This is a genomic window from Clostridium nitrophenolicum, from assembly GCF_055391695.1.
In genome coordinates this window covers 2,072,096-2,085,430 of the sequence record NZ_AP042469.1, presented here as the reverse complement: position 1 = coordinate 2,085,430, position 13,335 = coordinate 2,072,096, and the positions used below count along the sequence as shown (strand labels likewise).

Below are 13,335 nucleotides of genomic sequence, written 5' to 3'. Positions count from 1 at the left end.
TTACTTTCTGCTTTAAGTACTTTTTATAATTTTCATGTATGATTTGACCGAAATCATATAATAACATGAATAAATTGCAATATAAGCTAATATCACCCCTACAACACATTCTATCAAGATTTTAGCTCCACTCGTATAGGCAATAAACATATATAAAGCTGCAGCGCTATGAAACAAAGCTACTAAAATAGGCAATCCAAACACTAGCGCAAGTTGTTTAACGACAGCATTTCTTGTTTCCTTCTTACTAACACCTATTTTTTTTAATATGCTGTATCTTTCCTTATCTTCATATGCTTCTGTCAACTGCTTATAATAAAGTATACTCCCAGTGGAAAGTATAAATAAAATTCCAAGAAATGCACCAATAAATACATAACATCCATATATTCTATAAGTATTACTATAAGCATTATAAAACGAATCAAAGTATCTATCCTGAGTAATCATTTGATTTAATTCAAAAACAAGTTTCTCAGAGTTTAGGGAATTATCTAACATATACCCCCTTATTTTAGTAATATTATCTTTATTGCTATTAAGTAATTTGTTGAAAGTATCATCTGTAACAACAATCGTTGTTTTTGCAAAATTTTTTCCCATGACACCCTTTCCATCAGAATCTATAATATCCAAATTAAATTTGTTAACAGAGGATTGAACGCTGACCTTTTCTCCTTTGAGCCTTCCACGTTGACTTTCATTAGTAACCTCAATAAAAAAACACTGATTATCCTTTGTGAGGTTTAAATCTCTAACTACCTGGAAACCATCTACGGAATTAGTCTTACTCATTTCCGAATTATTCATAATTTCGCTATATTCACTTTTAGACATTATATATGCATCAAAGGGTGTCTTTAAATCTATACCATAAGGTCCCTTATACTTTGATGTAAGTGCCTTCACATTAATAAGCATAATCTCTGACTTATGAGTAACCTTTACCTCACTGTGCTTATTTATTATTTGTTCTACTTTATTATTTAAATCCGTATCTCCTCCTCTATACATTAATGAAAAAGGTGAGAGATACGAAGGCATTTTTTGCAAACCTATATAAAAACTAAATGTAAAACCTATTGCAGTAATTGCAACAGCTGATACTATTGCTATAGTAGCAAGAGTATTCGAATTTGCTTTTATTCTATATAGTATCTGAGAAATACTTATAAGATTTTCTCCTTTATAATACAATTTTTTATTTTTTTTAAGTTTAGCAAGCATTATTATAATAAAATTATTAAATAAAATATATGTCCCTGCAATTACTAATATCAATACAAGAAGAGCAAAGCGCATCATTTTACTTCCACCTTGAAGAATTTTAGTAAGAGCAATAAAATAACCAACAAAAATCATAGCAATAGATGCTAGTGCCATTACTTTTGAACCTTCAGATACCTTCTCAGCTTCCTTGTCTGCGTGTAAAAGTTCAATAAGTCTATATTTATATACTACTCTATATGCCTTAATTGAATTAAATACGAATAAAACCATAAATATTATAGTTGTAGCAAGTACTGCCCTTATATCCAAAGTAAAGTATGCAGTAACGTGAGCTTTCATTACATTAACAAGAAGCTGAAAAAGAAATTTTGAAGCCATAACACCTAATGGTATCCCTGCAATTATTGCTAATATTCCAAGAAACATATTTTCACAAAATAAGAGAATTCCTATTTCTCTTTTCTTCATGCCAACAATTGAATATATAGCTATTTCTTTTTTTCTGCTTTTTATAAAAAAACCGTTAGCATACCAAATAAAAAGGGCTGAAAAAATTATTACTATAATTGAGGCAGCTTTAAATACAATATATACCTTTAACCTTCCACTACTATAACTTTCCATTTGCCTATTGAAGTAAATAGAAAAAAATACAAAAAGTATAAAAACAGAAAATGCAGTACTAATAAAATACGAAACATAACTTTTAAAATTATGTTTAACATTATTTATTCCAAGACTAAACAGCGTCACTTTCAGTACCTCCTATTACAGAAAGGGTGCTGAGTATTTCGTTGTAAAAATCTTTTCTACCCTTTGTTTTTTCAATCTCAGTATGAAGCACTCCATCTTTTATAAATATTATTCTATCGCAATAGCTTGCTGCAAAGGCATCATGCGTTACCATAACAATTGTTGCTTTATTATTCCTATTTAATAAAGAAAGATTGTCTAAAAGTTCTGTTGAAGATTTCGAATCTAGTGCTCCTGTAGGCTCATCTGCAAAAACTATTTCTGGCTCCGTTATTATGGCTCTTGCAGCTGCTGCCCTTTGCTTCTGACCTCCTGAAACTTCATAAGGATATTTTTCTAGAATATCCTCAATACTTAAAATAGAACTGATTTTTTTTAATTTTACTTCCATAGATGCAGCATCTATCTTTGATAAAGAAAGTGGTAGAATAATGTTTTCTTTTAAGGTTAGAGTATCAAGAAGGTTATAATCTTGAAAAATAAATCCAAGCTGTTTCCTTCTGAATACTGATAGTTCATCTTCACTAAGATTTAAAAAGCTTTTTCCTCTTAGTGAAATTGTACCTGAGGTTGGACTATCAATAGTTGATATCACATTTAGTAATGTTGATTTACCTGATCCTGAAGGTCCCATAATGCCTAAGAATTCTCCATCTTGAACAGAAAAACTTACTCCATTTAGGGCCTTTGATTCACTTCCACCATGTTTTGAACCATATACTTTTTTTACATTTCTAACTTCCATTATATTCATGATAATAGCCTCCTGTTTGTAAGATTATTAAATTTAACTTCAGTTAGATTGTATATGTATGGTATTAAGCTGAATTTAAAATGATCTTAATTTCATCTTAATTTTACCCATGATTTAAACTTATATAATTTCTTGTGTTTGTTCTATCGTCCATTTATCCTACATACTAATATGTTCCTTTAATATATACAATGTAAACTATTTCGTTCTATCTTACCTATGTGCCAAAATATGCATATGTTCTTTACATCGAATAATAAGAATTATGTGATATGTTGTTTTTTAGAAACTTTATATCACATAAGAAGGTTTTTGTTTTAAACTTCACCTCTCTTAAAGTAAAAATTAAAGTGAAAACTTGATAAAAAGTTGATTTTTTAATGTTTAAATATAAAGCATAAGGTTTCAATATTCATATTATTTTTTCACTTCTGCTTTCCAAAAATATTAATGAACCTTTAGAAAAAATTATTTCTTGGAGTGAAAAGATAAAAAATAATGATTTAAATTTTAAAGTGGATAGCTCTTACAATAATGAATTAGGAAAGGTTATGGAAGCCTTTGAGGACATAAGAGCGGACTTAGAAAAACCTGACTTCCAGTTAAATTTGCAAAATATTAATATAGTTAAATTTTTAAATGAAATGCTATGATTTCAACATCATTCTTTAACAGAGCCTAAATAAAAAGAACCATAAGCAGATTAATGATTAAAAATCCACTTACAGTTCTTTCATAATAGAGCACGTAATAATCTAAGTTGCACCACTATAGATAACATCTATTACCATACTATGATGTTCCCATCATAATAAAGCAGTTCATTACCTATAATAATGGTTTCTTCGACTATATAAAATATCTACACAACTATATATAACCTCTCGGCTATATATAATCATTTCAACACTTCATATAATCTTAGCTCGACCCTATATCATAAGTTGGAACCTTTATATAATCATTAGACTATATAAAAGCTTTTCCTTACAATATAGAATCTTCCCTCTGACTATATATAAGCTATTATAAAATAACCTACATATAATCTTTGGTCGATTCATATATACCTCTTTCGAAGCATATATGAATCTTCGCTCAACTGTCACATACCCTATGCTATTATAGTAACCTCTTTATGTTTATTATATACTGGTAATTTTTACATTTTATTTTATAAGTCCGAAAGTTTTAAAAATCTTCACTCTCTCTACAGCTATGTAACAAATCCAAATTTTTGTAACTTTCCTAGCTGTTTCACTATCTATTCCCCAGGAAAAGTTAGGACTCCAAAAGCCATCTTCCTTCAAAGTATTAAACCAAAAGGACAAGTTTTTTTCCACAAAAGGCTCAACTAGCTTATACCACTGTGATTCAGGTGAATCTACTAAATTCAGAGGCTGTGGCACATACTCAATCCATTTACTTTCTTCAGTACAAAGACAAGCTAATATTATTCTTTCCATAGATTTTATAGCTATATCATCAATTAAAGTAGAATTTAAGTTTTTAAGTACCATAAACAATTCCTGAATGCAGTAACAATCGTGTTCATCACAAGCTTTACTACTATTTAAAAACTCTATGCATTTAACTGCTATTTCATAACCCAAAGACTTTTGTTTATCAGTTCCATATTTAATAAAAGCTGAAGCAATAACAGCACAAGGATTAGGACTAAACCTAGTATCCTCTGCATAAGCCCACCAAGGCGCATGTGGAAAGTTATCCACTTCCTTTGGCACCTTCTCCCAGAAGGATGGTGTTTTTTGAATAGTCTTTTCAAAATAACTTAGCAAGTTTTTAAACCAAGGCTCTTCACAGTTAAGGTCACAAGCATATGCAATAAGAATCGCTTCTGTGGATGCTATGCTTGATGATGCTGGTAACAAAATATCTGCTTCTAGTCCATTTCCAAAACCACCATCACTATTTTGATATTTAACTAACTCTGATACTATAGCTTCCTTACTTCCATTATTAAAAAAGTAATTCCATTTTGCTTTTTCAATAGCTCTAGCATTATTAAATATATGTTTCTGTATACTTTCCATTTGAGTTTTTTGTAACTTTTCCATAGCGCACCTCACAAGTTTTATTTTGTACTATGAGTTTAGTTTACTGTCTTAATCTATTTTGGTATTGTAAAAATGCGACATTTCTTTATCTAACTCTTCAATAGATTTTGATGGAGTGCTGCCATGATATTTTTTAAAATCATTAATCATATGAGCTTGGTCTGAATAGCCATAATTATAAGTAATATCACTAAAACTTAAATTTCTCTTATAGACTAAATCCTTCCATATATTTTGATACCTAACTAAGCTGCAGCATTTTTTAGGAGTTATCCCTATGTATTCTCTAAAGATACGTTCTAATTGGCGTGAACTTACACAGGTATACTGACTAATATTAGAGATTGTCGTTACGCCTTTGGCTTGTAAAATATGATATACTCCATTTAATAAGTTGCTATTGCTAAAATGCCTGTTATAAAGCTTTCTAAGTAATAACTTTTCTACATGATATACTCTTTCTTTAATACTAGGGCATTTAATAACTATCTCCTCTATTTCCTTTTTCAAACTCTTAAAATATTTATCTACCTCTGAAAATTCATTGCAAGCTTTAGGTAAATCCTTATCTGAAAACAAATGGACAGCCCAAAAATTAAAGCGAATACCGAAAGTGGAAACTATAGATGATTTTTTCACTTCTGCTGTATAAAAAGGAGAATCGTTTATACTGCAAAACAGGTTGTCTAATTTATTACTGCAGTAATCTATGTCAAAGATAATGTCCATGCAACAATCTGGAATCACTAAATTTTTGTTCAAATTACTTACAGTTGATTCTTTATTTCTATAAGGTACAGGGCTACCCCAAAAGCATCTAATATAAGGTCTTAAATCATCGCTGGGTATAATTTCCATATAGGTATTTGATTTATTTAATATGTTTGCAGTTATTGGCTTAAATAACTTTGATAGTTCTTGCACCTATTTCACCACCTATTAAATGGAGTTATATTCTTTCACAAATACATTAATTTTAACCAATAACCTGTACTACTTTTCCTTCTTGGTCTCTTATTTCTGTTTTTTCTATTTTAAACTTTATCTTTTTCATTGTATTTAAAGTAAAACTTTTTTCCTTTGGAATTAATTCCGAAGCTATTTCAAGTGCTGTTTCTTTGCTTATCATAAGTTCTAAATCATTTTCATCAACCTTCACCGCTGGTTCTTTGGAATAATTAATAATTATATTGCTTTCCTTACCAATAAGAGTTAAGGGTCTGTCCTTTAGGATACGGCCTTTTAAAACTTTTCCTATAGTTTCAGCTTGGTGTGCACCTATAGTGATTTCGTAACTTTTCCCGGTAAATAATCCCTTGTTCTCTTTCCAAGAAAGCTTATCATTAAACAGGGTTCCTGTGTTTGATCCGTCTCTCTCAGCACCTTTTTCTATTAATATTTTTATAACTTCATTATTTAATAAAGAAGTTCTATTTAAATCCGTTATGTATAGAGGCATGTATTTAGCAAATACCTTTAAAACTTCAGTGCAGTTCCAACACTTTATTGCATCTTCCTCATCTACAGTTATTCCTACTACTTGTAAAAACTCAACTCTTCCATTTTGTGTATCCATAGCTGATAATTCTGGATCTTCAACAAAAGCTATGGCTCCTATTAGTGAGTCTGTTTCAGCAGCAATTGGTCCGTTAGCATTTAGATAGTGTCCTGCTTTAAAATAGTTTCCTGTTGAAAATACGTATCTTGCAATATTCTGAAGAAAGTTTAACGCCCAGTTTGGTGGTTCAGTATCTGAATCTTGTTTTTTCACTCTAAAAGTAAGTTCAAATCCATACCCGCTGTAATCTAAATCTTCCCATTCTTTTTCATAAAGCTCTGAAAATCCATATGTAACAAAATGCCAATGTGGAATAGGCTCCTTCCTTTCATAAACACTTATTCCTTCTAAAGGATCATTCCCACCTAAGAAGTAAGGTATCATTGTACCATAATGTTTAGGCTCTTGATTTTCATATATATTTTTTAACGCATCATCAATTGCTTGCCATCCTATAGCTTGTACCTCATCTTTATCTTCTTTACACATAACAATTCCCCCTTAAATTTATATAAAAATAACTTACCTATTGTTATTTCTTATTTACATAATAATCTTAGGTACCCATTCATCCTTTGAACACAACATTTCAATATGAATTCATAAGTATCTCTAACATTTTTTCGGTATTATTTACAAATTGCTTCATAACTTGAAAATGTTCAGTATCTTCATATGCTACTTCTTTAAATCCATCTTTTAATTCATATACTACAGCATCTGGATAAGACATTATAATAGGCGAATGTGTAGCAATTATAAACTGAGATCCCTGCTCCACTAGTTCATGCATTCTTGCAAGCATGGTCATTTGTCTTGATGGTGATAAAGCAGCTTCTGGCTCATCTAAAATATACAAGCTATTTCCTTTAAATTTATTAATAAATAATGATATGAAGGATTCTCCATGTGACTGGTCATGCAGCGAAATACCTCCATAGGATCCTACAACTCCTAATTCGTCGATTTTAGTTGCAACATTATAGAAACTTTCTGCTCTTAGAAAAAAGCCATCCTCCGGCATTTTAACACCTTTTATCAATTTTAAATAGTTACATAGCTCTGAATGAGTATCCATAGTTGAAAAGTTAAAGTTTTTTGTTCCACCTTCAGGATTGAACCCATATGCTATAGCAATTGCTTCAAGTATGGTTGATTTTCCTGTACCATTTTCACCTACAATAAATGTTACTTTAGGATGAAAATCTAAAGTGGATAAATTTCGTACTGCTTCCAACGAAAATGGGTATTTAGAAAATGAACTTATATTTTCTCTACAAAGCTTTACCGTTCTTAAATATTGATTTAATTTAAATCTTTCCACTTACAAGCCGCTCCTTTAATTTATTAAATGTCATCAAAAGCATGCCCTATACCTTCCTATCTCTCATTAGAAAATTTGTTTCTCAAAACATGTGTTTCTAAATCAGCAAGCCTTGTTGGAACAGGTATCCTGCTATCTTTAGATAATAAATTCATTGCTATTTCATAGCAGCTATTTATGTCTATGTTATTACCACAAGAAACAAATATAGGCTTTACATTTTTACTAGTTCTTACAGCTCTTCCATAGACCTCGTGATTTACAATTATATCAGTGTATGCTCCTACTTCATTTTCTGGAATAATAAAATCTACTTTATTTATTTTTAAATATGTTTTCGCTACTCCCATAGTAGGCTTATTTAAAAATAAGCCTGCATGTGTAGCTATACCCATATTGTTGTGATGAAGATATCCGTTACCATCAAATATAAAAACATCTGTCTCAACCGTAATTTTTTCTACAGCTTCTAATATTAAAGGTAATTCCCTAAAAGCTAAGAATCCTGCAACATAAGGAACAGATATTTTTCCAACACTATAAACTTTTTCTAGCACCTCTTTAGTTTGAAAATCAATAATTACTATGCTGCAAGCTCCAAAGGTTTCATTGTTTTTTTCCCAATAAGCGATATCTATGCCTGCACACACTCTTATGTTTTCTAAATCTATTTTATTTGTAATATTAATTTTCTCTTTTAAACTATTTTGTATATTTAAAAATTCTTCTTCTGTCTTTTGATTAAAATCATGAATATAATTTACCTTCACTAAAATTAGCTCCTTCTCAATAAATTTATGCTCAGCTAAACTATCTTTTCAAATCCTTCTATCTGTTTAGCTTCCAATTAGCAATGAAACCAGTTTTAGCTTCTAAAGTTCTATCTACATCATAAAGTATTTCACTAAAAAATCTTTCTGGTACTTTTGATGGAACAATAATATTTTCCTCACTTATTTCATCATAAACATAACTTCCTCTTTCAACTGTATTAGCCCTATAGAAAGTCAACTCATAAATAGTGGTTTCTTCATTTTCGTAACCAACAGAAAGCCACTCAAAAGAAAGTTCTGCACCAATGCCTATTTTTTCATCTTCTTTATAGAACTGATAGTATCCCCCACCATCTTGCACAGAGCCTCTATACCAACCCATTTTAGTAAGTTTACCCACTAATGAAAGTCCATTAATTTTTGTACCTCCAAAACGTTCTACAGACTTCATTTCCTTCTCTTTTTCATTTACCTTATAAACCTTTCTGTGAAGCTGAAGGAAAGGTTGTACTATTTCATAATCCTCAAATTGCTGAATCCAAGTGTTTAATGTCTCTTCATCCATCTCCAAAGGATGTACAAGTCCTATAAGAGAATCTTCTAGAAGTTCATACTCCTCTTCATCCTTTGTATTAAAAGTACCATCTTCCATATATCTAAAAGTATCCTTTAATTCTCCTTCAACGTACACTCCCCACACTAATCCAAGAGAAAAATTATGCATAATAGGATTTTCTACAAATAAATTTTCCCAATCTTTTTTCTTCCAAATTCTATTTGCTGAAAGCGCCATTTCCAGTCTTAAAGTTTGAGTAGAAACTACAGTTTTAATTTGCTTTTTAAGATCTTTAAATTCATCTGATGCTTCTTTAGCTTTTAACTCATCATCAGATTTGTTTGGTTTTGGTAAGGTTTTAATTGTCTTGCCACTACTGTCTACAATTTTTAAAGAAAAATCCAAATTTAAAGTTATTGTAAAGCTTCTGCTGCCAAAATCAAATACCCTTTCTCCTCTTTTATTAAAGTCTAAACCCGGTACTATTTTGTCCTCCAGTTCTTCCTCTGTTAAATTAAGCATTTGAGCTGCAAAGACAAAAGCCTCTTCCGCCGCTTTTTTAATCTGTTTGTGCTTAAATTTCCTTGCTATTGTATCTATTACTATTAAACAATGATCACTTCCATTTAGCGCCAAAGCTTTTATAGCATCACAGGCAATAGCTCCCCTTGAATTTTTAGACCATATATCTATTTGAGCTTTCAATTCATTAATAACATTGAAGCCGCCTACTGCTGAAACTAATCCTAAAATCCATTTTTGCTTTGTATCTGCACCATTGTTAATCCAAAGGTTTAAAATCTCATTTCCAAGCTGATCTAAATCATGCTTATTACATTTTTTAATTACCTTTTCTGCTGTTAGATTTCTTTCCACAATATTTTCTAAAGAGTATTTGCTTATTAAATAAGTTATTACATCTTTTGATACTACTTTTCCATCCTCATATCTTATATCTTGAAGTACACTTACAGGAATCCATTCTGGCGCAGTATAGGCGGTCTTCTTCAACCTTTCAGTACAATACCTACTTATACTTTCAGCTGTTTCAAGTATTTCATTATCTAAATAATCCGCATTTATAATATTTAATAATAATACTTTAACCTTTTCATTCTTTTCTGAGTCTGCAAACTTTTGAAGCTCTTTAACTGAATCTCTCATGTCAAAGTTTGTGAGAATCCTAGCAACTGCTTCTCTCACTGCTAACTTTTTACTCTTTAACTCATTTAATACTTCTTTTTTACAGCCTTCATAAGAGCTGAGAAGGGTTACCATCTTATCTCTTATAATTTTAGAATTATCAGATAGATATTTAATAAGAATAGGAGCATACTTTTCATTACTTACATTAAATAGTTTTTCAAGTACTATTTCTTTTACATTTATATTTAATATGTCTATATTATTTATAAGCTCAGTATTTTCATCTAAACACAACTTACTTAAGTATTCTATAACCTTTGATTGACTTCTAAAATTATATTCATTTAAAGCCCTATCTGCTGTTAAAATCAAATGTTTTTCACTTATATCTTTATTTGTAAGCTCTTTAGCAAAACTTATATAACTCATAGACTGATTTTCTATTATTTTATCTATAATAGAAGCTGATAATGAATATCTTTCAGCTTTAAAAACAAACTCTAAAAATCTATACATAATTTCTCTAGTTTCATTTATAGAATAAGTTAATTTAAGACAAAGAGCATGATAATTCCATAAACGTCCATCACCTTCTACATTTCCAGCTTTAGCAGTATATTCATTTATAAAATCTTCATTTTTTCCTTCTAACACATATTGTAAAATCTTAGCTCTTTCTAATGGAGATACTGTATCAGAATCTTTACAAAAATATATGTATCCTCTTAAAATTTGTCCAATATATTGCTTAAACTTTTTTAAGTCCTCATCTTCTTTTGAATAATTATAAATAAAAGAAGCAAGTATAAGTCTTTCAACATCTTCAATATTGCTCTTATTTATAAATTCTAAACTTTCTCTGAAAACTAGTGGTATTTCTTTTATCTTTTCATTTATCTCTTTAAGTACCTTCTTATTTTCATCTCTAATATATAGATTTATTAATCTAATCACATATAATCTCTTATCAATGTTAAAAGCTTCTACAATATCATAAATATTAGCCTCAGCATCATATGTATTAATAAACCTTACCCATTCATCAAATATGTTTCTCCTGTTACCACTGTTATTAACTATATCTGTAATAATATTTGCAAACTCTTCACTTTTACTGTGAGCATAATATAAAAATTTAACTAAAGCTATCTGTTTATTTTTTAATTCCTTATTTACATTTTTAATATCGCTAAGATAAGATTTTATAAATTTTTCTCCATCTTCAGGTAAATCACAAGAATTTTTAACCGCCATAATAGCCAACACTACTTTTATAAAATTATCCTCTGATAGCAAAAAAGCTTTTGAAAGTATTAACGTATCTTCCTTTATTAATTCTTCAGAAACTGCAATTATTTCTCTTACATAATCTGAATAAAAAGAGTAACTTGAATTATCTTTTATAGTCCATACTAAAAATCTTTCTTTGTTATCCATGCATTTTAAATAATCTAAAATTTTACTTATAGAATAGAATCTGTTGTATAAGATTTTAAAAAAGCTCTCTTGTCCTATAGCAAAAAATACATTTAAAATCCTTTTAAAAATATCTTCTTTATCCATAAATTCATCTAATAATTGCCAAAACTTTTCTCTGATATTGTAATGGCTTCTAAGAGAATTTTCTATATTATACTTATGAGTTTTGCTGAAATCTAAGGAACTGCCACTTTCAATATAGTCCTTAATTTCCCTTACCTCTTCATCTTTTAAAGTACAATTGCAAAGCTTAACTTGTAATAAATTTAATAGTTCGTCCATATAGCTTCCTCCTTATTTATCCCGCTAATTCTCCGCTTAAAGTTTCATTTCATATTCACGCTTTTTCCCATATAATACAAATTTGTTTATAATTCTTTCTGTCCATCATCAACAAAAGCTGGGCTTAAATTATATTTTAAAAACTTCCTACAATTAAATATAGTACTTCCTATTCAAGATAAAATCTTTTTGGAAAATCTTTTATATTATCTACTTCAAAGTATTCATCAAACTCCATTACTGGTTTTGTTTCATAAAACTGATTTATAGCTTCAATGAAAGATTTCAAATCTGGTGCAATGACATTTCTATCATTATCTGCATGCCAGAATTCAATTAATTGTCCCTTCTGACCAGTAAAAGTACCGCCCATGTCATAACATATATGATCTCCACCGCCATTATGGAATAAAGGTATCCAATTTTCATTCCACCAATTATCAATTTCAAAATCAAAACCAATCATTTCAGTCATCTCTTTAGCAGCATCCAATGCCTCTTCTAAGGGCATCAACATTGAATTATTTACAAGAGAATCATAACACTGATCATTTTGTCCATTTTTCCATTGGTATAAAGCTTTTAAGTCAGCAGGCAATGTAATACTAAATTGTTCTTCTAAAGCCTGTATTTCATTTTCTTTCAATGGCACATTAAGCTTTGAATAAAAATCCGGTCTTAAGAGCTTCAGATGTTTATCTAAAATTTCCAATTGCTTTTGCATGTTTTTATAATTCACCTCTTCTTTATACAAAGGATTACCGTTGTAAATATTTATTAAGGTTCCGTATTTTGCTTTACCCGTATTATTTTTACTACTGAATACTTTCAATTATACTTGTCTACAATATGATTTCGTTTTTATCCTTAAATGCCTTTTCTGCGATTTCTCTTGCTGTTGGTTCATGTCCATATTCCTCAACATCATACCAATATATTAAATCTGAAATATTATTGTGTGGTATACTTTTCTCCAATAGTTCTATGTAATAATTTATATATGGGTATACTTCTTCAACTTCTTCCATTCCTTCTGGTGATTTAAGTTCAGCAATCATATCTATTATTTTAGCTGCCTCTTCAACAGTTATATTACTGACTATTGGAGGATTAGGTAGGGATACCTCTTTGGCCAAATCCTCAAGTGATACGGCTGCCATATAATCATGAAAGTCCATGGGTTCATATTTTCTTTCAACTTTTGAATTAAGTTCATTTATTCTATCATTTAAAATCGTCTTTTCATCAGTAACATAGTACTCTTCATAATATTCATCAACCAATTCTGAAATTTCATCAATAAGTTGCATTAATTCTTCTACTAACTCATTATTAATTGGGGGTGGTTGTAATTCTTTTCTTAACATAACTGTTACTACCTCCTCATATATTTAGCTCTCAA

At 29.8% G+C, this 13,335-nt stretch carries 11 protein-coding genes; 1 reads left to right on the top strand and 10 read right to left on the bottom strand.

What is annotated here, in order from left to right; translation table 11 throughout:
* Window positions 1-12 precede the first annotated feature (12 nt).
* Together ACZ5N4_RS09705 and ACZ5N4_RS09700 are read right to left on the bottom strand one after the other, a co-directional pair.
* Window positions 13-1,983, bottom strand: coding sequence for an ABC transporter permease (locus ACZ5N4_RS09705; protein WP_464209409.1), 1,971 nt, complete (start codon window positions 1,981-1,983; stop codon window positions 13-15).
* On the bottom strand, window positions 1,970-2,737 hold the full coding sequence (locus tag ACZ5N4_RS09700) for an ABC transporter ATP-binding protein (protein ID WP_464209407.1): 768 nt from the start codon (window positions 2,735-2,737) through the stop codon (window positions 1,970-1,972). Before ACZ5N4_RS09700 ends, ACZ5N4_RS09705 begins: the two co-directional genes overlap by 14 nt.
* A 410-nt stretch (window positions 2,738-3,147) precedes the next feature.
* Here ACZ5N4_RS09700 and ACZ5N4_RS09695 point away from each other — a divergent pair, with 410 nt between their 5' ends.
* A complete protein-coding gene (locus tag ACZ5N4_RS09695; protein WP_464210884.1) occupies window positions 3,148-3,390 on the top strand; it encodes a HAMP domain-containing protein in 243 nt (80 codons plus the stop codon).
* Window positions 3,391-3,906: 516 nt separating this feature from the next.
* On the opposite strand, the gene ACZ5N4_RS09690 is transcribed toward ACZ5N4_RS09695, so the two are convergent.
* The 8 genes from ACZ5N4_RS09690 to ACZ5N4_RS09655 form a co-directional block, all read right to left on the bottom strand.
* Window positions 3,907-4,815, bottom strand: a complete 909-nt coding sequence (locus ACZ5N4_RS09690; protein ID WP_464209405.1) for a hypothetical protein — start codon at window positions 4,813-4,815, stop codon at window positions 3,907-3,909.
* A gap of 48 nt (window positions 4,816-4,863) precedes the next feature.
* Entirely contained in the window at window positions 4,864-5,739 is an 876-nt protein-coding gene (locus ACZ5N4_RS09685) for a helix-turn-helix domain-containing protein (protein WP_464209403.1), read from the bottom strand.
* A gap of 52 nt (window positions 5,740-5,791) precedes the next feature.
* Window positions 5,792-6,862 (bottom strand): suppressor of fused domain protein, encoded by a 1,071-nt coding sequence (locus ACZ5N4_RS09680; protein ID WP_464209401.1) that lies wholly within the window; start codon window positions 6,860-6,862, stop codon window positions 5,792-5,794.
* Between the two features lie 100 nt (window positions 6,863-6,962).
* The gene (locus tag ACZ5N4_RS09675; RefSeq protein ID WP_464209400.1) at window positions 6,963-7,697 is read right to left on the bottom strand and encodes an AAA family ATPase; all 735 of its coding nucleotides are present in this window, start codon (window positions 7,695-7,697) and stop codon (window positions 6,963-6,965) included.
* Window positions 7,698-7,753: 56 nt separating this feature from the next.
* Complete coding sequence (locus tag ACZ5N4_RS09670; protein ID WP_464209398.1) at window positions 7,754-8,467, bottom strand: endonuclease V; 714 nt, start codon at window positions 8,465-8,467, stop codon at window positions 7,754-7,756.
* Between the two features lie 58 nt (window positions 8,468-8,525).
* The gene (locus tag ACZ5N4_RS09665; protein ID WP_464209396.1) at window positions 8,526-11,933 is read right to left on the bottom strand and encodes a DUF4132 domain-containing protein; all 3,408 of its coding nucleotides are present in this window, start codon (window positions 11,931-11,933) and stop codon (window positions 8,526-8,528) included.
* Window positions 11,934-12,102: 169 nt separating this feature from the next.
* Window positions 12,103-12,765 carry an SMI1/KNR4 family protein gene (locus tag ACZ5N4_RS09660; RefSeq protein WP_464209394.1) on the bottom strand — a complete coding sequence of 221 codons (663 nt, stop codon included), beginning with the start codon at window positions 12,763-12,765 and terminating at the stop codon, window positions 12,103-12,105.
* A gap of 10 nt (window positions 12,766-12,775) precedes the next feature.
* Window positions 12,776-13,300 carry a hypothetical protein gene (locus tag ACZ5N4_RS09655; protein WP_464209392.1) on the bottom strand — a complete coding sequence of 175 codons (525 nt, stop codon included), beginning with the start codon at window positions 13,298-13,300 and terminating at the stop codon, window positions 12,776-12,778.
* Window positions 13,301-13,335 lie beyond the last annotated feature (35 nt).

Excerpts from the sequence above, each read along its gene's own strand:
- ACZ5N4_RS09680 (WP_464209401.1), bottom strand. The coding sequence starts at position 6,862 with ATGTGTAAAGAAGATAAAGATGAGGTACAAGCTATAGGATGGCAAGCA.
- ACZ5N4_RS09690 (WP_464209405.1), bottom strand. The coding sequence starts at position 4,815 with ATGGAAAAGTTACAAAAAACTCAAATGGAAAGTATACAGAAACATATA.
- ACZ5N4_RS09700 (WP_464209407.1), bottom strand. The coding sequence starts at position 2,737 with ATGAATATAATGGAAGTTAGAAATGTAAAAAAAGTATATGGTTCAAAA.
- ACZ5N4_RS09655 (WP_464209392.1), bottom strand. The coding sequence starts at position 13,300 with ATGTTAAGAAAAGAATTACAACCACCCCCAATTAATAATGAGTTAGTA.
- ACZ5N4_RS09665 (WP_464209396.1), bottom strand. The coding sequence starts at position 11,933 with ATGGACGAACTATTAAATTTATTACAAGTTAAGCTTTGCAATTGTACT.